The organism is Chryseobacterium cheonjiense, from assembly GCF_012927265.1.
Classification (GTDB): domain Bacteria; phylum Bacteroidota; class Bacteroidia; order Flavobacteriales; family Weeksellaceae; genus Chryseobacterium; species Chryseobacterium cheonjiense.
Genome location: NZ_JABBGF010000001.1, coordinates 903,333 through 924,196 on the forward strand (window position 1 = coordinate 903,333; position 20,864 = coordinate 924,196).

17 protein-coding genes are annotated in these 20,864 nt (G+C 37.2%); 12 read left to right on the top strand and 5 right to left on the bottom strand.

Annotation, left to right across the window (positions count from 1 at the left end; all coding sequences use genetic code 11):
* Positions 1-29: 29 nt before the first annotated feature.
* Positions 30-878 (bottom strand): prephenate dehydratase, encoded by an 849-nt coding sequence (gene pheA, locus HHL20_RS04250; RefSeq protein WP_169229930.1) that lies wholly within the window; start codon positions 876-878, stop codon positions 30-32.
* 23 nt (positions 879-901) lie between these two features.
* Positions 902-1,312: an acyl-CoA thioesterase gene (locus tag HHL20_RS04255; protein WP_169229931.1), complete on the bottom strand. Its 411-nt coding sequence runs from the start codon at positions 1,310-1,312 to the stop codon at positions 902-904.
* A 137-nt stretch (positions 1,313-1,449) separates the two neighbouring features.
* Here HHL20_RS04255 and dnaA point away from each other — a divergent pair, with 137 nt between their 5' ends.
* From dnaA to HHL20_RS04275, 4 genes are all read left to right on the top strand, one after another.
* A complete protein-coding gene (dnaA, locus tag HHL20_RS04260; protein ID WP_169229932.1) occupies positions 1,450-2,904 on the top strand; it encodes a chromosomal replication initiator protein DnaA in 1,455 nt (484 codons plus the stop codon).
* Between the two features lie 111 nt (positions 2,905-3,015).
* Positions 3,016-3,462, top strand: coding sequence for a low molecular weight protein-tyrosine-phosphatase (locus tag HHL20_RS04265; protein ID WP_169229933.1), 447 nt, complete (start codon positions 3,016-3,018; stop codon positions 3,460-3,462).
* A gap of 1 nt (position 3,463) precedes the next feature.
* Positions 3,464-3,964, top strand: a complete 501-nt coding sequence (locus HHL20_RS04270) for a nuclear transport factor 2 family protein (RefSeq protein WP_169229934.1) — start codon at positions 3,464-3,466, stop codon at positions 3,962-3,964.
* A gap of 5 nt (positions 3,965-3,969) precedes the next feature.
* On the top strand, positions 3,970-4,668 hold the full coding sequence (locus HHL20_RS04275) for an SAM-dependent methyltransferase (RefSeq protein WP_169229935.1): 699 nt from the start codon (positions 3,970-3,972) through the stop codon (positions 4,666-4,668).
* A gap of 201 nt (positions 4,669-4,869) precedes the next feature.
* Here HHL20_RS04275 and HHL20_RS04280 read toward each other — a convergent pair whose 3' ends face one another.
* Positions 4,870-5,733: a DUF4349 domain-containing protein gene (locus tag HHL20_RS04280; protein WP_169229936.1), complete on the bottom strand. Its 864-nt coding sequence runs from the start codon at positions 5,731-5,733 to the stop codon at positions 4,870-4,872.
* Between the two features lie 118 nt (positions 5,734-5,851).
* Here HHL20_RS04280 and HHL20_RS04285 point away from each other — a divergent pair, with 118 nt between their 5' ends.
* A complete protein-coding gene (locus HHL20_RS04285; protein ID WP_169229937.1) occupies positions 5,852-6,919 on the top strand; it encodes a DUF2891 domain-containing protein in 1,068 nt (355 codons plus the stop codon).
* Between the two features lie 91 nt (positions 6,920-7,010).
* Here HHL20_RS04285 and HHL20_RS04290 read toward each other — a convergent pair whose 3' ends face one another.
* Positions 7,011-7,484 carry an Mpo1 family 2-hydroxy fatty acid dioxygenase gene (locus tag HHL20_RS04290; protein ID WP_169229938.1) on the bottom strand — a complete coding sequence of 158 codons (474 nt, stop codon included), beginning with the start codon at positions 7,482-7,484 and terminating at the stop codon, positions 7,011-7,013.
* A 68-nt stretch (positions 7,485-7,552) separates the two neighbouring features.
* Between HHL20_RS04290 and HHL20_RS04295 the strand changes: the two genes are divergently transcribed.
* From HHL20_RS04295 to HHL20_RS04315, 5 genes are all read left to right on the top strand, one after another.
* Positions 7,553-8,398, top strand: a complete 846-nt coding sequence (locus HHL20_RS04295) for a helix-turn-helix domain-containing protein (RefSeq protein ID WP_169229939.1) — start codon at positions 7,553-7,555, stop codon at positions 8,396-8,398.
* A gap of 89 nt (positions 8,399-8,487) precedes the next feature.
* Positions 8,488-9,798, top strand: a complete 1,311-nt coding sequence (locus tag HHL20_RS04300; RefSeq protein ID WP_169229940.1) for a TolC family protein — start codon at positions 8,488-8,490, stop codon at positions 9,796-9,798.
* Positions 9,799-9,819: 21 nt separating this feature from the next.
* Complete coding sequence (locus HHL20_RS04305) at positions 9,820-10,935, top strand: HlyD family secretion protein (RefSeq protein WP_169229941.1); 1,116 nt, start codon at positions 9,820-9,822, stop codon at positions 10,933-10,935.
* A 150-nt stretch (positions 10,936-11,085) separates the two neighbouring features.
* Positions 11,086-12,678 (top strand): MFS transporter, encoded by a 1,593-nt coding sequence (locus HHL20_RS04310; RefSeq protein ID WP_169229942.1) that lies wholly within the window; start codon positions 11,086-11,088, stop codon positions 12,676-12,678.
* 448 nt (positions 12,679-13,126) lie between these two features.
* A complete protein-coding gene (locus HHL20_RS04315; RefSeq protein WP_169229943.1) occupies positions 13,127-13,831 on the top strand; it encodes a class I SAM-dependent methyltransferase in 705 nt (234 codons plus the stop codon).
* A gap of 215 nt (positions 13,832-14,046) precedes the next feature.
* Here the strand turns inward: HHL20_RS04315 and metG are convergent, their stop codons facing one another.
* Positions 14,047-16,086, bottom strand: a complete 2,040-nt coding sequence (metG, locus tag HHL20_RS04320; protein ID WP_169229944.1) for a methionine--tRNA ligase — start codon at positions 16,084-16,086, stop codon at positions 14,047-14,049.
* A 328-nt stretch (positions 16,087-16,414) separates the two neighbouring features.
* On the opposite strand from metG, the gene HHL20_RS04325 reads away from it, so the two are divergent.
* Together HHL20_RS04325 and HHL20_RS04330 are read left to right on the top strand one after the other, a co-directional pair.
* Positions 16,415-19,276, top strand: coding sequence for a SusC/RagA family TonB-linked outer membrane protein (locus HHL20_RS04325; protein ID WP_169229945.1), 2,862 nt, complete (start codon positions 16,415-16,417; stop codon positions 19,274-19,276).
* A gap of 11 nt (positions 19,277-19,287) precedes the next feature.
* Positions 19,288-20,847: a RagB/SusD family nutrient uptake outer membrane protein gene (locus HHL20_RS04330; RefSeq protein ID WP_169229946.1), complete on the top strand. Its 1,560-nt coding sequence runs from the start codon at positions 19,288-19,290 to the stop codon at positions 20,845-20,847.
* The last annotated feature ends 17 nt before the right edge of the window (positions 20,848-20,864 follow it).

Here is a 20,864-nt window from a genome sequence, read left to right on the forward strand (position 1 = left end):
CAATAATGAATTGTTTTTTAATAATCTTTTTAGCTCTCCAGACAAAACTCTTTGTAATTTCCCAGGAAAGAGGTTTCTGCATCCAGCGCCTTTAATTCTTCCAGTGCGTTATGATGAAGAGCAGATTCCCATTTTCCCACGACATTGATGAAAAAGAAGTAATTACCCAATCCTGTTTTTAGTGTTCTTGACTCTATTTTGCTGAGGTTCATGTTACGCCATGCAAATACCGATAATACCTGATGAAGGCCTCCTGCATGATCTTCTGGTAACGTTACCAGCAATCCTGACTTTTCACCTAAAACTTTCAGGCTGTTGTTCTCATAGCTTTCGGAATCTTTGGAAATGATAATAAATCTTGTATGATTCTGCTCAAAATCGTGGATATTGTGATGAATAATTTTAAGTCCGTACAGATTGGCGGCAAACTGATTGGCAACAGCCGCTAAATTTCTTTCCGCATTTTCTGAGACATATCTTGCAGCGGCAGCAGTTGAAGAGAAGTCCTGTTTCTGAACTTCTTTAAAATGCGTATCCAAAAAGTGGAAACTCTGGGCCAATGCCTGTGGATGCGAGTAGATCTTTTCAATTGATCCCGAATCAGAATCGGGATGGATCATGAGGTGGTGGGCAATCGGCATAACGGCTTCGGCAAGTATTTGTATTCCTGATGTTTTGTATAAATAATCGAGGGTCATGGAAACCGTACCTTCAATAGAGTTTTCGAGGGGAACAACGGCTCTTTCCGCTTCGCCTTTTTCTACTGCTTCAAAGCAGTCGAGAATGTTCGGTTGAGGAATCAGCTCTTCACCGGGAAAAAGCTGAATCGCAGCAAGCTGTGTAAAACTGGCCTCCGGGCCCAAAAATGCAATCTTCATTATTTTATGATTATGGTTGAAATTTATTCATTCCAGTTCTTTTTGATAAGTTCCATCAGGTAATCCGGGCATTTTACCACTTTATTGGTTTTGGCATCCAGAAAGAAAAGAGTGGTAGAAGCTTCTGTGATTTTAATGTTTTCCTCATTAAAAATTTCATACTCGAATTCAATTCTGACACCCGGAATTTTTTTAACATATGTATGTATTTCCAGTTCTTCATCATAAAAAGCCGGCCGCAGATACTTAATTTTATACTCCGAAACGGGCAGCCAAATTCCTTGATTCTCAATCTCATTATAAGACATCCCGATGCTCCGGAAAAGTTCTACCCGGCCAATTTCGAGATACTCTGCGTAATTGCCGTAGTAAACGTATTTCATAGGGTCTGTTTCTCCGTAACGTACTCGTAATGAGTGTTTTGTGTGTATCATTATTCCTGCTTAATTATACATACAAATATATTTTTAAATAATCAATAAGCACAATATTTTTTTTTGAAATAAAAAATTTGGACCTTTGTCTTCCTTCTAAAAACAATACTAACTAAGAACTAATCGGGGCATAAATTATGGATGAAAATTTAATGTTGACATGGCAGAAGTGCCTTCAGTTCATGCGCGATAATCTAAACGCTGCTGAAGATAATTCTGATCTTAAAAAACTTGAAAAATCTTTCGATTTGCTGTTTGATAAAGTACAACCAATTTCTTTGGTTGACAACAATCTTACACTGATGGTCCCGAGTGATTTTTACAAGGAATATATTGAGGATAATTACCTGTCCTTGCTTTCTGCTGCCCTGAAGAAAAATATAGGAAAAGGTGTGAAATTATGGTACTCGGTAATGGAAAATAAGCCTTCCGGTTTAGAAAAGCCCGTTACTATGAACATGAAAGGAAAAACCGTTCCTACCCCTAAAGTTCAGGAAACAATGCCTCAGGGATTTTCATCAAATATCGTCAATCCTTTTGTAGTACCGGGAATCAAAAAAGTAAATATTGATTCCAACTTAAAATCGGATTTCTCTTTTGACAATTATGTAGAAGGAGAGAGCAATAAATTTGCGGCAACCGTAGCAAGATCTATTGCAAAAAGACCAGGTGCAACAGCTTTCAACCCCTTATTTTTATATGGTGGTTACGGGGTAGGGAAGACCCACCTCGGCCAGGCTGTAGGACTGGAAGTGAAAAGCCAGTTTCCGGATAAAGTCGTTTTGTATCTTTCTTCCGAAAAGTTCATCCAGCAGTTTATTTCGGCTGCCAAAGCACATAAGCAGACAGAATTTGCCAACTTTTACCAGATGGTGGATGTTTTGATTATTGATGATATCCAGTTCCTTTCCGGTAAATCTGCAACGCAGGACAGCTTCTTCCATATCTTCGACTATCTTCATCAGAACGGAAAACAGATTATCCTTACTTCTGATAAAGCTCCGGCCGATATTATGGATATTCAGGACAGAATTGTTTCCCGTTTCAAATGGGGACTTTCCGCAGAGATTAAATCTCCGGATTACAGCACCCGTAAACAGATTATCGTTGATAAGTTAAGCAGAGACGGTATCGTCCTTACAGATGATATGCTGGATTTTTTAGCTTCTGAAGCCAAGACAAATGTTAGAGAGCTTATTGGTGTCATCAATTCTGTGATTGCGTATTCTACCATTTATAAATCAGATTTAAGTCTTGAATTATTAAAGGATACCATTAATAAAATTGCTGCCAATCAGAAGAAAATTATCAATATTCCGTATATCCAGGAAGTGGTTTGCGATTATTTCGGGATTAAAAGAGAGCAGCTTTTATCCAAGACAAGAAAAAGAGAAATTGCACTGCCAAGACAGCTGGCCATGTATTTTGCGAAAGAGCTTACGAACGCAACTTTCACTAAAATAGGTGAGGAAATGGGCGGAAAAGACCACTCCACAGTAATGTATGCCTGCGAAACGATTAAAGATGTTTCCAAAATTGATAAAGAGGTGAAAAAATACGTGAAGGAATTATCAGAAAGGATCAAGCAATAAGAAATAATTTAATGTAAATAATAAAAATGGAGAATAATTTTATTCTCCATTTTTATTTAGTTTTGTGGATTAAAGAATTTAAAGCTTTTATCATTTAATTGTCTTAAGAATATGAAAATATTAATGGTTTGTCTGGGAAATATTTGCAGAAGCCCTTTAGCTGAAGGAATTATGAAATCCAAAGCACCCGAAAATTTCTTTATTGATTCGGCAGGAACCATCTCAATGCATGAAGGTAAACATCCAGATCAAAGAGCAATACAAACGGCATCACGCCACGGGATTGATATTTCTCAACAGAGATCCAGACCCATTACACAAGCGGATTTTGAAAATTTTGATAAAATCTATTGTATGGATGTGGATGTATTGGCAGATGTTGTTTCCAAAGCACGGAATGAAGATCAACGGAAAAAAGTTTCTTTATTTCTGGAAGTGCTCGGCGATCATCAGAATGCTGAAGTTCCGGATCCGTATTGGGGAGATATGAAAGAGTTCGAAGAAGTTTTCCAATTACTGGATCGTGGCTGTGAAGCTATTTTAAAACAAATAATTTAATATGAGAAAGATATTAATCTTACTTTTGCTGAGCTGTAATTTTATTTTCGGACAGACTAAAGATGAAAAGGCTGTCAGACAAGTAATGACTGATTTTATGAATTGCATTAAAACGAGGGATGAAGCTAAATTTATTTCTCTTTTTCAGGAACCTGTTCTCTGGACAGGTGTATATACTGATCGGACTTACAGAAAAGTTTTAGAAAAAGATCCCAATGAAAAAAGTTTTTTTACAGATAATTATAAAGCATTTATCAAAAGTTTTAAAAACAATAAATCTGAAGAGCGGTTTGATAATGTTAAAATTATAGAAGACGGATCAATTGCTTCTGCTAATTTTGACTACAGCTTTTGGTACGATGGCAAGATGCTAAATTGGGGAAAAGAAATATGGACACTGATGAAGATCAACGGTCTATGGAAAATAACATCCGTTTCTTTTTCAATGGATATGACAGAATATTACGTACAACCTTCTTTACAAGAGAGACTTAAAAAATAATATAAATGCTTTTCTTACTTCCGGCTTACCTTTCCGAAAATACTTCTATCACGCATTTTTCACCAGTGATAAAAGATTACATCATGCAAACTGACTACTTTTTTGTGGAAAATGAAAAAACCGCAAGAAAAGTGGTGAAATTCTTTGCTCCTGAAAAAAAACAATCGGATCTTAAACTTTTTCTTTTAGATAAATACACTGAAAATGCGGATATCAAAGAAGCACAGGAACTGATGCTGAAAGGTCAGGATTTTGGACTGCTTTCAGAGGCAGGACTTCCGTGTATTGCTGATCCGGGTAATCTTATGGTGAAATGGTGTCATGAAAAAAATATCCGGGTGATTCCTATTTCCGGGCCTTCATCAATTATTCTGGCTTTGATTTCGAGTGGTTTTAACGGTCAGGAATTTACCTTTAACGGCTACCTTCCCATTGATAAAGGTGAAAAGAAAAAACAGATTCTGCATCTTGAGAACATGGTTCAGAAGACCGGTTATTCCCAGATTTTTATGGAAACCCCTTACCGCAACAACCCGCTTTTTGAAGATTTGACGAAGTTTTTATCCCCGAATACGAAACTGTGTATTGCTGCCAATATCAACGATCCGGAACACGAGTTTATCAAAACCAAAACCATAAAGGAGTGGCAGAAGCAGAAACCGGAACTTCATAAAATCCCGGCTGTATTTGTACTGGGGAAATAAATTTTATAATCTCCCGCTGATTTTTGCAGATTATGCAGATTTATTGTCAAATTTTGATTTGCGTAATCTGTTAAAAAGATACTTCGACGAGCTCAGTATGACATCTCTAATACTAACTGTTGTTGTGTAGGGTATTACGCTGAACCTGCCGAAGTTTTTCTAATGATCAAGTTTTATATATATTGAAAATATCTTTATCCTTTATTTTTTCTTCCTGTTTCTCCATTTTCTCCAGAGAAATACAACAACAGGAATCAGCAGAAAGAAAGGCCAAAGCGAAATAACTCCTAAAAGAAAAGCTACAAAACTGTTCCAGCCTTCCGTTACAGAATCACCAAACCGGCTTCCAAAACCTATTTTTGAAGTAGCAGAACTTCTGATTTTTTCTGTGTATAAATTTACATTCAAAGTGCTGTAATTCACGCGGTCATCAATAAAACGGAGCCTGCCTTCCGCAACGTCAATTTCATCTTCCAGAGCTCGGATATTTTCCTGGATCTCCAGTATATCTTTCGTTGTTTTAGCGGTCTTAAGCATTTCACGGTATTTTTCAAGATAAATTTTCTTGTTTCCGAGTTTAATGGAAACATCGGTATATTCTTCCGTTACATCATTGGATGAAATATTTTTAGACAATACAGCACCGAGCCCACTAGAAAAAGAATGGATCAAACCATCAAAATTCTGATTAGGAACCCGAATAGTAAGGTCCAAATTTTCATCAGTATCCGTATTCTGAAATTCTTCTTTCTGAATATAAGCTTTATTGTTTTTAAGAATGGAATTAATCTGCTCCTGCGCCTTTTTGATATCACCAACCTGAATTCTCATTTCACCATTTTTAATAATCTTCTTGGTAATTGTGTTAATCTGTGAAGACGGATTTGCAGGATCAACTTCCTGATTTGGAGGCATCATTTTTTCAGATAAAGAAGTTGGTGCACTTACTGCAGCTACTTTATCTTCCTGAATGACATCAACAAGACTGGCATTAAGCGACTGCGCTTCATTTTTTTTACAATGGATAAGAATTAAACAGAATAAAGGGATCAGTAATTTTTTCATGAATAAAAGTTTTATTGAGCATAGCAAAAAGTGTACTGAAAATTATATCAGACTCCAATGCTGGTTTTTCTCTGGTTTATATTAAAGATACATTGAAATAATTTTATATTTTTAGTCAATGAAAAAAAGTCTTTTAGCTATTGTCTTTTCTCCGTTTTTTATGTTTGCCCAGGAAGTTCCGAAACTTACGGATGAAGTAGCTGTAAAACTATCTGAAAAGCCGCTTCACTGCATCACTCAGGAATATCCGAACAAAACGGCACATATCATCAACAATGAAAATGAAGTTCCTTTAAGCCCGAAAGCGCTGCATCCAAGCTTTTATGGCTGTTTCGACTGGCACAGTTCGGTTCACGGACACTGGATGCTGGTTCGTTTATTGAAAACAAAACCAGACCTTTCCATAGCAAAAGAAATTGAAAATACGCTGGATCAATCATTCAGTAAAGAAAATCTGCAGACAGAAGCCGATTATTTTACCAAATATCAGCTTACCGGTACTTTTGAAAGAACCTACGGCTGGGCCTGGTTATTGAAGCTTGACGAAGAGCTCATAACATGGAACCACCCCAAAGCAAAAATCTGGCATCAGAATCTTAAACCTTTAACGGATAAAATTCTGACAGCCTGGAAAACGTATCTTCCGAAACAGACTTATCCGAACAGAACCGGTGTTCACCCAAATAGTGCTTTTGCAATGGCTTTTGCGCTGGATTGGGCAAGGTCGACCGGTGATAAGGGGTTTGAAAATCAGTTGGTCGAAAAGGCAAAATATTTTTATTTAAAAGACGAAAAAACGCCTGCCTATCTTGAACCCGACGGATCGGATTTCTTTTCTCCGAGCCTCGAAATAGCAGATTTAATGAGAAGGGTTTTACCACAGAAAGAGTTTGTACAATGGTTTGATAAGTTTTACGAGAAACGCAGCATCGAAAATATAGAAAAAATCCCTGTTGTCAGTGATTTGTCAGATTATCAGACGATACATCTTGTCGGGTTGTCTTTTTCAAAAGCCTGGTGTATGAAGGGAATTGCAAAGTCTCTTCCGAATGGTCATCCCCTGAAAAAAGAATTTCAGAAAACAGCCGCATTATTTTTAAATAACGGCCTTCCTCTGCTTTTCCAGGGAAATTATGGAGGCGACCATTGGCTGGCCAGTTTTGCGGTGTATGCTCTGGAAGATTAATCAGCCTTGAAGCATGATCCTGGAAGAAGAAGGAAACTAGATTATGAAACCTACTTCCATCATCTGGCTCCCATTTTCTATTCCAACAATTTTAATATCTTATTCCCAATTTTTTAACGATAAAGCTCAATAGCCAGATCGGACCGACTAACAGAAACTGTAAATCTTTAAGAAAAGAGGGCTTTTTACCTTCAATTTTGTGACCTACAAACTGGAAAATCCAGGTGATTACGAAAACAAAAAGGTAAACCAACCACGCGTTTTCTTTAAACCGGATATTAATGCCGTAGGCAAAACTTTCCATAATTACCATCAGTATAAACATGATAATACTGATGATCAATGAAAGCCGCATATAAAAAATGGTAACTAAAACAATTGCTGCAAAACTTATATAGCTGATCTCTCCAATGTAGATAAAGCCGATTGACTTTGACGGAATAAGGGAAATAAACCCTAAAATACTCCAGAAAACCAGCGGGACACAGATCCAGTGGATCAGTTTGTTGGTAGAATTCCTGTGACTTTCGGCATATTCTGCAAAAAGCAAATCAATTTTTCTCATAGCTGTAATTTGGAACACTAAAATAATAAATTTTTGTAATCACTCAGCAGATTGCTTACATTTGTTCTATGTCTGTCTTAGAAAAATTCGGGGTTGAAATCTTTACGCAACATAATATCTTCGAGAGAATTGCTGTCGACAAACCGTTCCGTCCGGAAAATCCTGCATTTATATTTATCAAAACAGGAACGATAAAGCTGAAGCAGCATTTCAGGGATCTGGAACTTTCTGCCAATATGTTTATGGTAACAGATCCGCAGACGGTCTATGAAATGATCTCCGTAAGCGATGATTTCCAATCGAGGATGGTTTCCTATAAAAGAGAATTTATTTCTGCTTTATCGTTAAAATTCAACAGGTTAATTACATACCGGTATTTCAGGCAGCAGATGAATATTGGCGTTCCTTTTCATGCCGATGAAATGGAAGTCGTATGGAAAAGCGTAAATTTTTTAAAGTATATTTTGGATTCCAAAACGGAGATGACGTATAAAAAAGAAATCGTGGAGCATCTTTTTTCCGTATTCTGCTACCAGATGGCCGGGATTATTTCTAAAGAAGACAGCAGCGCTATGAACCAGATGTCAAGACAGGAAGAAATTGTTTTTGTTTTCCTTAATGATGTTGCTAAGTACCATAATGCCGAAAGAAGTGTAGAGTTTTATGCAGGGAGGCAGTCAATTACAACCAGACATCTTTCATCGGTAATAAAGTCTGTGACAGGGAGGTCTGCGAGTGAGATCATTGCTTTAATTGTTATGAATGAAGCTAAGGTGCTTCTGAACTCCTCCAATAAGCCTGTTTCTGAAATTTCCTCGATGCTGGGCTTCAGCGATCAGTATTCTTTTTCTCACTTTTTTAAAAAGCATGTGGGTGAAAGCCCAACACAATATAGAAATCAGTTCGAAAACTGAAATCCTACATTTGAACATCTTTTTCCAAAATTCAAACATTTGTTTGACTCTTTACCTGCCATAACTTTGCATTCGTAAAACAAGGTAAAATGGTACAGAATATAAAAACAGCGCTGTCATTCATGATAGCCGTATTTCCTGCGCTGTTTTTTTCCCAGGAAATAAAACAGATGACAGCGAATGAAGTGGCAGAACTTGCCCTTCAGAATCATCAGCAGCTGAAAGTTTCGGCACAGAATATTGATATTGCAAAACAGAATACAAATGTTGTAAAACTTCAGAAACTTCCGAATATAACTGCTTCTACAAGTCAGTTCTATTTGGGTGATGCGGTAGCAATTGAAAAAGATTTTTCAAATTCAACAAATGTTCCGATGCCTCACTATGGAAGCTCGTACGCTGTACAGGCAACGCAGCTGATCTTTAAAGGTGGACTGGTGAATAAATCTATTGAAATGGCCGGACTTCGTGAGCAGCTTTCCGAACTTGATCTGGAGAAAAACAAGCAGGATGTGAAAATTCTGGTGATTTCCAATTATCTGGATGTCTATAAAATTGTAAACCAGGAAAAAGTTTTTCAGAACAACAAAAAGCTGGCACAGGAAAGGCTTAAAAATATTCAGAAATTTTATCAGCAGGGAATGGTTACCCGTAATGAAGTGATTCGTGGCGAGCTGGCAATTAAAAACCTTGATCAGGGAATTGTTACGTTAGCCAACAATAAAAAAATTCTCAATTATAATTTAAGTGTTGCCCTCGGATTAGCTCCGGATACGGAAATCGTTCCTGTAGAAAGTCTTGAAAATAAAGAATCAGGCATTGGTATTAACTATTATTTGAATCTTGCTCACGATAACAATCCTTTACTGAAATCTGCACAGACTAATGTTAATGTTGCCGATAAGAATATCGAAATCATTAAAACGGATAAGATGCCAACCATTTCAGGTTTTGGCGGATATAGTTTGCAAAGACCCATTACGACAAGAAATCCTGTGTTGGATATGTATTCCGGAGGTTGGCAAACCGGAATTTCCCTGAGCTATAATATTGATAATTTATATAAAACCAAAGAAAGGGTAAAATTGGGTGAGCTTCAGAAAAATCAGGCCAATGATGCGGTTATGCTAACACAGCAGAATATTGACATGGCGGTAAATGCCGCTTACATCAAATATCATGAATCCATTCAGCAGGCAGAAATTCTTAATGATGCTAAAAAATTAGCAGAAGAAAACTACAAAATTACGGAAGCCAAATATCTGAATCAGCTTGCCGTGCAGGCGGAAATGATCGATGCACAGAATCAGAAATTACAGTCGGAACTAGATTATGCCAATGCAGAGATCAATATGCTGTACCAATATTACAATCTTCTGAAATCAACAGGAACATTATAATTTTTTAAGGTAAATAGAACAATGGAAAACAAGGAACAAAATATTCAAAATACATCTTCAGTGCAAACCAGTGCTGCAGCAAAGAAGAAGGAAAATAAAAAGAACAAAATAAGAGCAGTTATCTCCAATATCATCGTCTTTCTGGTGATTGGTTTCGGATTATTCTGGCTGGTACGGGAATATTTCCATGTGGGCGATAAAACTTATACAGAAGCAGCACAGGTGGAAGAGTTTATCAATCCTATCAACACCAGGGTTTCGGCATATATTAAAGAAATCAGATTTACAGAACATCAGCCTGTAAAAAAAGGAGATACGCTTGTCATTCTTGATGACCGTGAGATTCTCACTCAGCTGGGACAGGCAGAAGCCGCTTACCAGAACGCTCTTGCCCAGAGAACGGCTACCAATTCTTCTGTTAATACAGTATCTAACAACGTCAGTGTCATGGAATCCAATATTGCAGGCGCGAAAGCAAGACTGTGGAATGCGGAGCAAAACCTCAACCGTTACAAAAACCTTCTGGCTTCCGAAGCGGTCACCAGGCAGCAGTACGACCAGGTAAAAACTGAGTATGATGCACAGAAAGCAGCTTATGAAACTTTAATCAACCAAAAACATTCGGCAAATCTTTCCACAACAGAGGTGAAAAGTAAACTTGGGATCAATGATGCTGAAATTAAAAGAACAAAAGCGGCTCTCGATATGGCGAAGATCAGCCTTTCTTACACGGTAATCACTGCTCCTTATGACGGCGTGATGGGACGAAGAACCATCTCTGAAGGTCAGCTGATACAACCCGGACAGCAGGTAGCCACCATTGTATTAAACGGACAAAAGTGGATAACCGCCAACTTTTTGGAAAGCCAGATGCCTGATGTGAAAATCGGTGAAAAAATGATGATGACCGTAGATGCATTGGGTGGAAAACAGTTTGAAGGTGTGGTAAAGGCGATTTCAGCAGCAACAGGATCAAGATATTCCAGTATTCCGACGGATAATTCTACCGGAAACTTTATTAAAGTTCAGCAGAGAATACCAGTGAGAATAGAATTTACATCATCCAATAAAAAAGAAGATCTCAATAAACTGAGTGCGGGAATGAATGTGAATGTGAGTTTAGTAAGTAAAAAGTAAAAAGAGCCAAGTTAAAAGTATAAGGTATAAAGGTTTTGAAGTAAGAAAGTTGCGTAAAAACTCTAACAAATTTGGTGAATTTGCAACTTGCATGATACTTGGCTCTTCTGACTTTTTACCTGGTTCCTTTAACCTTTAAAATCAACAAAAATGTACAATAAAGGATTATACAACGACTGGGTTCCCAAACCGGTACAGCTTCTTCTTATCGTATTGCTGCTTGCAGTAGTAATGCCGTTGGGTGGCGTGTATACGGGAAATATCAGCTATCTCGCAAACGGAACCGGGGCGATGACAGAATATTTCATGTGGGCCAATTATGCAACCACGATCGGAATGGGAGCCTGTATGCCGATTGTTCTCAGGATGAAAATGAGATTTAAGGTGCGTGATAAAATGACGGTTTTACTGGTGCTTTTAGGATTATTAAGTTACCTGAATTCCACAACCTATGATCCTATGATCTTTGTCTTCAGCTCACTGTTGATCGGCTTTTTAAAAATGATGGTTACCATTGAGTTATTTCTCCCGCTTATGGCGATGATCGGTAACCGTGGAATGTTCTACGGTGCATTTTACACCTTCGTCCTTGTGCTGAATCAGGTTGCAGCTTATTATGCGGCAGATATTTCCATCCGGTACAACTGGCAGCATTTTTATGTAATGGCTTCGGTCGCATGTTTTGTTCTGGCTCTTATCCACTGGATTTTTATGCATAATAAGTATTTTGCATTAAAAGTTCCGCTGCATTATATAGACTGGCTCAGCGTATTGCTTTTCATGGCAGCCTTTATGTTTTTGGCGTATGTTTTTTCATTCGGAAAACAGCAGGACTGGCTTCATTCAGCCAATATCATCAATGCCGGAATTGCAGCTTTCGTAAGTTTTGCATTGCTTGCCATTAGGCAACAGACTTTAAAGAGACCGTATTTATCGTTTAAAATTTTCACTAAAAATAATGTTCGGCATGGGCTGTTTATGCTTTTGTGCCTGGGTATGTTCTTAGGAACGACGTCCATTCAGAATACTTTTGCTGTGGGAGTGTTAGGATACGATCAGCTTACGAATGCAAAACTGAATCTCTTAATGATCCCCGGTTTAATTCTGGCAGGTGTAACGGCTGTTTTCTGGTTTAAAAATGACATTCCGCTGAAAATGTACATCTTTTCAGGTTTTGCCGCGATGTTGGGATATGCAATTATCATGTATTTTTCAATGGTACTGGAATTCAGTTACCATTACTGGTACCTTCCGATGTTCCTGAAAGGATTCGGAATGGGCGCTTTGTTCATCTCTGTTTGGTTTTATACGCTGGACAAACTTGAGATGGATGAAATGCTTGCCGCAATTGGTTTGGTACTCGTATGGAGAACATTTCTGGCAGTCGGTATTTTTTCAGCGCTGTATTCCTGGTTCCAATACCGTTTTCAGGTAATGGCAATAGGTGATCTGGCGGTATATATGGATGGGATGACGGTGACGCCGCAGAATGTTGCGGGCAATATGAAGCTCATTCAGCTGAACGCTATTCTTGTGGCTTCCAAAAAAATATTCGGATATATCATTCTTGCCGGGATCTTTATCCTGATCTATATTTTTACCCATCATTTCGGAAAAGAACGTTTCGAATACCTTCGCTTTATCAGAATGCTGACGGGGAAATCGGTAATTGCCAGAAGAAGGCTCCGCGAGAAGAGAAAACTGTTAGAAGAAATAAAAGACGCAGCAGGACCTGCGCTGTAACGATACCTTGTTTTTCATTTACTCAGTCAAAGCTTCATTTTATTTATAGAATGGAGCTTTGCGTTTTGTTTAAGTGTGGATAGTACGATGCAGTGGGTATGCATCGCACGAAGCATAGTGTCTTCTTCAAGGCTGGTAGAGTGTGTACTTCGAGGCTAGTGAGGTGCTTACTTCGAGGCTAGTGGAACGCTTACTTCGAGGCTGGTAGGGTGATTAATTATGCCATTACTAATATGAAGAGTGTTTGATTCAGAGTATTTATTTATAACTAAAAATTTTGTATTTCCTTAATAAGATAATCGGCTTTGTTTATTTCAGGTGAGAAACCGATACATTTATTCGTTTAGCATTGTGGTAAGATTTCAGTCTGCAATTGTAAAGATATTATTGAATAAGTATCTTAAAAAATAAATCAAAAACCTATATCTTTACAGTCAGAATTAACGCTATGAAAGACCTTATGGGAAAGGCGATCTGGGATTATTACCATCAGGAAAATCCTCAGGATCTGCAGACTGAAACTTCAATCTCCGAGCTGGATGAGCTTCCGGTTCAATACCTCTTCCGGGATTTTGAGGACATGAATGAAATCGAACAGAAAGCATTGGAACTGTCGCGGGGAAAAGTCCTTGACATAGGAGCCGGAGCCGGATCACATTCTTTATATATTCAGAATGAAAAAAATCTCGACGTAACAGCCTTAGATATTTCTCCTAAATCCATAGAAGTGTGCCGGATGAGAGGAATAAAAAAAGCTGTAGCTGAAAACATGCTGCATTTTTCCGGTGAAACTTTTGATACGATACTTTTATTAATGAACGGAACCGGTATTTTCCAGAGCCTCCACGTCATTGATATCTACCTGAAGAAGTTGCACTCACTTCTGAACGAAAACGGACAGATCCTGATCGACAGTACCGATATTCTGTATATGTTCGATCGTGATGAAGACGGCGGGGTCTATATTCCGGCAGAAGGCTATTATGGCGAGCTGGATTATATTGTTCATTACAAAGGAGAATCTGAAGACCCGATCAAATGGTTGTATCTCGATTTTAATACGTTAAAAAACGCTGCTGAAAACAATGGCTTTAAGATCGAAAAATTGCTTAAGGATGAAGATGCTTATCTGGCGAGGTTGACGAAAGAATAAAGTATAAGTCATTGCGAGGAGCAAAGCAACGAAGCAATCTCTCTCTCTCAATAATCTTAACACTTAATAAACCTCAATATTTAATTTTAACAATAAGGCTTTAAGTAAAATTAAGCTTAATGCTATTTAAATTGATATTACCAGCTTCCTGTTATAACGAAAAACAAATCCACATGAAAAACTCATGTGGATTCTGTTTATCTAAGAATAATGGATTATCCAATCTCAATCCCGTTTTCTACATTGCTGTCATCCGGAGTTACAAAAGACAGTTTGCCGTCCGGTTTTGTCGTTAATAACAACATTCCCTGCGACTCAATACCTCTGATTTTTCTCGGGGCAAGATTTAATAGAATCATTACCTGCTTCCCGATTACTTCTTCCGGTGTAAAGCTTTCTGCAATCCCTGAGACAACGGTTCTTACGTCAACACCTGTATCAACAGTCAGCTTTAGTAATTTATCTGCTTTTTCTACCTTTTCAGCTTCCAGAATGGTGGCAGTTCTCAGGTCGATTTTTGTAAAATCATCAAAAGTGATTTCTTCTTTCATAGGGTTGGCGTTAGGATTTGTTTTTTTATTATTCTGTTTGGTCTGTTCCAGTTTTTCTACTTGAGCCTCTATTAATTTGTCTTCAATTTTTGAATAAATTAAAGGTGCTTTTTCTATAATTTTATGCCCTGCATCAATTAAAACTTTTGAGTTTTCAATAGTAGTCCAGTCTGACTGACTGACATTGAAAATTTCATAGATCTTTTGAGCAGTAAAAGGAAGAAATGGCTCAGCTAAATTTCCTAATGCAACTGCAATCTGCGCTCCGATGAATAATGTGTTTTTAGTTTTTTCCACATCTTTTTCAAAAGTTTTCCATGGCTCTTCATTTTGAAGATATCCATTTCCAAACCTTGCTAAATTCATGAAAGCAGTTAGGGCGTTTCTAAATTCATATTTATCTAAATAATTTCTGATTTCAATCGCACTTTTGCTTATTTGCTCTAATTCAGGCGCATCAATATCTCCTTCAGGAACTTTTCCCTCAAAGAATTTATTAATTAAAACCGCAACACGATTTATGAAATTACCAAAAATATTTACCAGCTCAGAATTATTTTTTGTCTGAAAATCCTTCCACGTAAAATTATTATCCTTTGTTTCCGGAGCCGATGAAAGGAGAGCATATCTCAATACATCCTGCTGTCCCGGGAAATCTTCAACATATTCGTGTGCCCAAACAGCCCAGTTTCGTGAGGTTGAAATTTTGTCATTTTCAAGATTTAAAAATTCAAAGGCGGGTACATTTTTTGGCATGATAAAATCGCCGTGAGCCTTCATCATGCTTGGAAAAATAATACAGTGGAATACAATATTATCTTTTCCGATAAAATGCACAAGATCGGATTCTTCGCTTTGCCAGTAATCTTTCCAGTCTTTCCCGTTTTTCTCTGCCCATTCTTTAGTGAAAGAAATATAGCCGATTGGTGCATCAAACCACACATACAATACTTTACCTTCTGCGCCGGGAAGCGGAACAGGGACTCCCCAGTTGAGGTCTCTGGTCATAGCACGAGGTTTCAGACCGTCATTCAGCCATGATTTTACCTGTCCGTACACGTTCGGTTTCCAGTCGTCTTTATGGCCTTCGATGATCCATTCATTCAGGAAACTTTCGTATTCATTTAATGGGAGGTACCAGTTTTTTGTTTCTTTCAGGATCGGAACATTTCCGCTCAGCATTGATTTCGGATTAATCAATTCTGAAGGAGACAGGGTAGTGCCGCATCGTTCACACTGGTCACCGTAAGCGTTTTCATTTCCACAATTCGGGCATGTCCCAACAATGTAACGGTCTGCCAGGAATTCTCCTGCCTGCTCGTCAAAATACTGTTCAGACATTTCTTCCGTGAACTTTCCTTTTTCATAAAGAACTTTGAAAAAATCCTGACTTGTTTCGTAATGATTTTTGGAGGTGGTTCTTGAATATTCGTCAAATGAAATTCCTAAATCTGCAAAAGATTTTTTAATGATTTCATGGTACTTGTCAACAATATCCTGAGGGGTAACTCCTTCTTTCTTAGCTCTTATGGTAATAGGGATCCCATGTTCATCTGAGCCACAAATGAACGCTACATCTTTTCCCGATCTTCTCTGAAATCTTGCATAAACATCCGCAGGAATATATACACCTGCCAAATGTCCTATATGAACCGGCCCGTTTGCATAAGGCAAGGCTGCCGTAATCATCTTTCTGTTCGACATTTATAGTAAGTTTTAGTCTGCAAAGATAATGAATATCTCCGGAATAGTATATGGTATTAATTTACGCGATTTTATAGTCTATTAATACGATCGGGTATTACATTTAGTTAAACAAATGTTTAACTTATTGTTAAATTTAATGTTGTATTATGCTGTGCATATTTTATGTTATTCTATTGATAGTTAATAAAATAGATTTAAATCATCGTTTAATTTACATAATTTTATGAAAATTTTTAAAAAATTTATAATAATTATGTTTTTTTTTTAAATTGCAGAAGGCTGAGGCCAGTATGATGAAAAAAGTAACTATATAAAAAATAATATTGTGAGAAATTTTACAACGGTATTAAAAATTGCACCTGCATTTCTATTGGCAAGTGCAATGATTCATGCACAAACCAGTGACTCTGCAACCAAAGAGAAAAAAATTGAAGAGGTTGTATTGGTTGGTTATGGAGCGAAAAAGAAATCAGATCTTACAGGATCAATTACGGCAGTTTCTGAAAAAGACTTCAACAAAGGAGCGATTGTTTCTGCTGACCAATTAATTGCTGGTAAAGCTCCTGGTGTGAGAATAACAAATTCAGGTGGTTCTCCGGATGCTGCACCAAATATTAGAATTAGAGGCGGATCTTCTTTTAGTGCTAATAATAATCCTTTGATTGTAATCGACGGTGTTCCATTGGATACCAATAATCCTGCGGGAGTTGCGAATCCATTAAATTTGATTAATCCAAATGATATTGAGTCTTTTTCAATATTAAAAGATGCTTCAGCAACGGCAATTTACGGAAACAGGGGTTCTAATGGGGTTATTATCATTAAAACCAAAAGAGGAGGAGGAAAACTGAAAGTAACCTTGAATACGAATGTTTCGGTAGGTACTGTTACAAGATATGTTGACGTGATGAATGCCGATCAGTTTAAAAGTTTTATCAATCAGAATTATCCAAATTATAATTATTTATTGGGTGTCGGAGGAAGTGTCTCTAATCCTACCCAGCCGGGAACTATATATGACACTGACTGGCAGAAAGCAATCTACAGAAATTCAGTGTCGTCGGATAATAACCTAAGTATTTCAGGCAGTTTATTTAATAAGATTCCTACTAGATTATCTGTAGGGTATAACAGAACTGAAGGTGTTATAAAAACCAGTGATTATGAGAGATTCTCGGCAGGCCTAAATATCACGCCTTCTTTTTTTGATAATCATTTGAAAATTGATTTCAGCTTAAAAGGGTTGGTTTCCAAGCTTAATGCTATTGACGATGGAGGAGCAATTGGAGGAGCAGTTAATATGAACCCGACCTTGCCAATTTACCTTTCTCAAACAAGTTTAACAGGTGGGGCATATGACAGATTTGGAGGGTATTATCAGAATACAGTTTTAACGGGTAATCAATACCTAATTCAAGGACAAAGTAATCCTTTAGCTATTCTTTTGCAAAGAGAATCTCCGCAAAGAATTTCTAAATTTCTAGGAAATGCGGAGATTAATTATAAATTCCATTTCTTACCGGATTTAAGAGCTATTGTAAACTTAGGATTGGAAGCATCACGATCCAACCTTAAAACAGTATACAGTAATAATGCTGTTGCCACATACAGAAATCCTCAAAATTCTGTTGCTCCTAACGATTACGTATTCAGTCCGGGGGTTGATTATGCAGAACATCAGAATATTGTTAATCAAACAATGGATGCTTACTTGGTGTATGAAAAAAAATATTCCGGATTTTTATCTCATTTCCTTGTTCAGGGAGGATATTCTTACCAGAACTTTAAGAATGACGGATATAAGGATAATTACAGATATGATGATGCAACCGGTTTAAGAGTTCCGAATCCTGGCACTGCACTGAACCCTAATAACAGATATTATAATGTATTGAATCTACAGTCATTCATTGGAAGAGCGAATATTGATTTTTATGATAAATATTTATTTACATTAAATTTCAGAGCAGATGCTTCATCATTATTTCAGAAAGGTGAAAGATGGGGATATTTCCCGGGAGTGGGTTTTGCTTGGAAAGTTAATAAAGACTTCTTTAATAGTTCCCCAAATGTGAATGATATTAAATTAAGATTAGGATGGGGTAGAACGGGTAACGCAGATATTGTTGGTGTTGCAGGGTTTTATCCTTCCAGCCCATACTTCTCTATTGGGGGTTCAAATTCTCAATATTTTCCTGGGGTAGGTACTTATAGTGCATTAGCATTTAATCCTGGATTAACTTGGGAAACAACAGACACATGGAACGGAGGTATTGATTTTTCTTTCTTTAGACAGGAAAGATTATCAGGAAGTATAGATGTTTATTCAAGAAAAACAACTAATCTTCTTGCTAAAGTACCTTTGCCGTCCGGGCAGGGATTAACAAACGAATTTACTGAAAATGTAGGGTCTTTAGAAAATAAAGGAGTTGAATTGAATCTAACCGTAGTTCCTGTAAAAAATGAAAACCTAAACTGGTCGGTATCAGGTAATTTTGGATATAATGATGCTAAAATTGTTGATCTTGGAGATGTAAGTTATTTCCCAGATAACTCCAGTACGTTGCCAATCGGAACTGGGATTAAAATTGCGAATAATGCTGTAAGCTATCAGCCTTATTCTGCCTGGGTATTACAGCAGGTATATGATTCTAATGGAAATCCTCTTGATAATGTTTATGTTGACAGAAATAATGATGGAATCATTAATGAAAATGACAGGTATTACAAAGCAATCAGACCAAGATGGACTTATGGTTTCAGTACCTCTTTAAATTATAAAAACTGGGATTTGAATGCCGCTTTCAGAGGACAGATTGGAGGATTGATTTACAATACAAGAAAACTTGCTCAAGGATTCAAAAGTTACACCGTTCCTCAAAATTCACAAAATTTGAATAACGTTCTGGTATCTACTGCAGATTCTCCATTTACGCTTTCCGATAATTTATATTTCTCGGATTACTTCCTGGAAGATGCTTCGTTTTTAAAACTGGATAACGTAACAGTTGGTTATTTATTTAAAAATGTGTTTAAAAGTACAAATGTAAGAGTATATGCATCGGTAAACAACGTTTACACATGGACCAATTATTCTGGTCAGGATCCTGAAAATTTTAACGGAATTGATAATAATTTTTATCCAAGACCAAGAACATATACAATTGGATTTAACTTTAATTTCTAAAAAATACTAAAATGAAAAATATTAAATATAAAGTACTTACTCTTCTCACATTTCTGGCTGTGAATACAGCTTGTATTAGCGATTTAGATACAGAACCTAAAGTAGAATTAACCTTGGAAAACCTTCTGGCAGCTGATCCTAATGCGGTAGAAGGATTGCTTTCAAGATTATATGCCAGCTTTGCTCTTTCGAGTGTGGAAGGACCGGATAAATCTGATATCTCAGGCGCAGACCCGGGAGAATCTCCGTTTGTAAGAGGTTTGGTAAACCTTCAGGATTTTACCGCAGATGATATGAAGAACAGATGGGGAGATAATGGATTGGATCAGCTTACAACGACTTCAAACTGGACATCCAATAATAAATTCTTCAAATATGTTTATGACAGAATCTATTATACGATTCCACAGGCTACCAATTTAATTCTAATCATGAAGAGTGGCCAGGTTAATTATGCAAATAAAGATCAGGTTGTTGACGAATTAAGATTTTTAAGAGCTTTATCATACTACTATTTAATCGATTTTTTTGGAAAAGGAGTATTGGTAAAAGATGATAACTTTAATACCAGCGCACTTTTACCGGAAACTTCAAGAAAAGATCTTTTCAATTATGTTGAAAGTGAGCTTTTGGCAATTGAGTCTACTTTACCTGCAACGAACTCTTATGGTAGAGCAAACAAATCTTGTGCGAGAATGCTTTTGGCTAAATTATATCTTAATGCAGAAGTGTATACAGGAACAGCCAGATATAATGATGCTGCAACCTATATCAATAAAATTATCAATGAAGGAGGATATCAGCTGGAGTCTAATATCAGGAAAAACTTTTCATCTGATAACAATACGTCCAAAGAAATAATTTTTCCGCTTCTTGCAGATGCAGTTTCCAGCCAGAGTTTTGGAAATACCACTTATCTTGTAAATGGTAGCCTTAGCACAGATACTATGGTGCCTGCAAATTTCGGAGCTTTAGAAGGATGGGCAGGTCACAGAGCTACAAAAGCCTGGTACGGTCTGTTCGGAAATAGTGTTGCAGATCTTCAGGCAAGTACTGATAAAAGAGCAAAATTGTTCTGGACTCAGGGGCACAACTGGGAAATGAATGACTATAAAGCATGGACTGATGGATTACCATCGGATAAATTCTGGAATAAGGATTCTAACGGAAATGGTGGTGCAACTAAATTCTCATCAACAGATTTCCCGTTATTCAGATTAGCTGATGTTTATTTAATGTATGCCGAATGTGCATTAAGAGGAGCCACAGGAACTTCTGTTTCTCAGGGATTAACTTATGTCAACCAGGTTAGAGCAAGATCAAGTGCTACAGCATTAACTTCTATCACATTAAATAGTCTTCTTGATGAAAGAGCAAGAGAACTTAATTTTGAAGGTATGAGAAGACAAGACCTGATAAGATTTGGGAAATTCACAGGTGCCAGTTATCTATGGCCATGGAAAGGCGGTGTAAAAAATGGAACCTCAATTTCCGATAACTACAAGTTGTTCCCGATTCCAAGTTCAGCACTACAATCAAATCCTAATTTAACACAAAACCCTGGTTATTAATTTTAAAAAGAAACTAT

Excerpts from the sequence above, each read along its gene's own strand:
- pheA (WP_169229930.1), bottom strand. The coding sequence starts at position 878 with ATGAAGATTGCATTTTTGGGCCCGGAGGCCAGTTTTACACAGCTTGCT.
- HHL20_RS04255 (WP_169229931.1), bottom strand. The coding sequence starts at position 1,312 with ATGATACACACAAAACACTCATTACGAGTACGTTACGGAGAAACAGAC.
- dnaA (WP_169229932.1), top strand. The coding sequence starts at position 1,450 with ATGGATGAAAATTTAATGTTGACATGGCAGAAGTGCCTTCAGTTCATG.
- HHL20_RS04265 (WP_169229933.1), top strand. The coding sequence starts at position 3,016 with ATGAAAATATTAATGGTTTGTCTGGGAAATATTTGCAGAAGCCCTTTA.
- HHL20_RS04270 (WP_169229934.1), top strand. The coding sequence starts at position 3,464 with ATGAGAAAGATATTAATCTTACTTTTGCTGAGCTGTAATTTTATTTTC.
- HHL20_RS04275 (WP_169229935.1), top strand. The coding sequence starts at position 3,970 with ATGCTTTTCTTACTTCCGGCTTACCTTTCCGAAAATACTTCTATCACG.
- HHL20_RS04280 (WP_169229936.1), bottom strand. The coding sequence starts at position 5,733 with ATGAAAAAATTACTGATCCCTTTATTCTGTTTAATTCTTATCCATTGT.
- HHL20_RS04285 (WP_169229937.1), top strand. The coding sequence starts at position 5,852 with ATGAAAAAAAGTCTTTTAGCTATTGTCTTTTCTCCGTTTTTTATGTTT.
- HHL20_RS04290 (WP_169229938.1), bottom strand. The coding sequence starts at position 7,484 with ATGAGAAAAATTGATTTGCTTTTTGCAGAATATGCCGAAAGTCACAGG.
- HHL20_RS04295 (WP_169229939.1), top strand. The coding sequence starts at position 7,553 with ATGTCTGTCTTAGAAAAATTCGGGGTTGAAATCTTTACGCAACATAAT.
- HHL20_RS04300 (WP_169229940.1), top strand. The coding sequence starts at position 8,488 with ATGGTACAGAATATAAAAACAGCGCTGTCATTCATGATAGCCGTATTT.
- HHL20_RS04305 (WP_169229941.1), top strand. The coding sequence starts at position 9,820 with ATGGAAAACAAGGAACAAAATATTCAAAATACATCTTCAGTGCAAACC.
- HHL20_RS04310 (WP_169229942.1), top strand. The coding sequence starts at position 11,086 with ATGTACAATAAAGGATTATACAACGACTGGGTTCCCAAACCGGTACAG.
- HHL20_RS04315 (WP_169229943.1), top strand. The coding sequence starts at position 13,127 with ATGAAAGACCTTATGGGAAAGGCGATCTGGGATTATTACCATCAGGAA.
- metG (WP_169229944.1), bottom strand. The coding sequence starts at position 16,086 with ATGTCGAACAGAAAGATGATTACGGCAGCCTTGCCTTATGCAAACGGG.
- HHL20_RS04330 (WP_169229946.1), top strand. The coding sequence starts at position 19,288 with ATGAAAAATATTAAATATAAAGTACTTACTCTTCTCACATTTCTGGCT.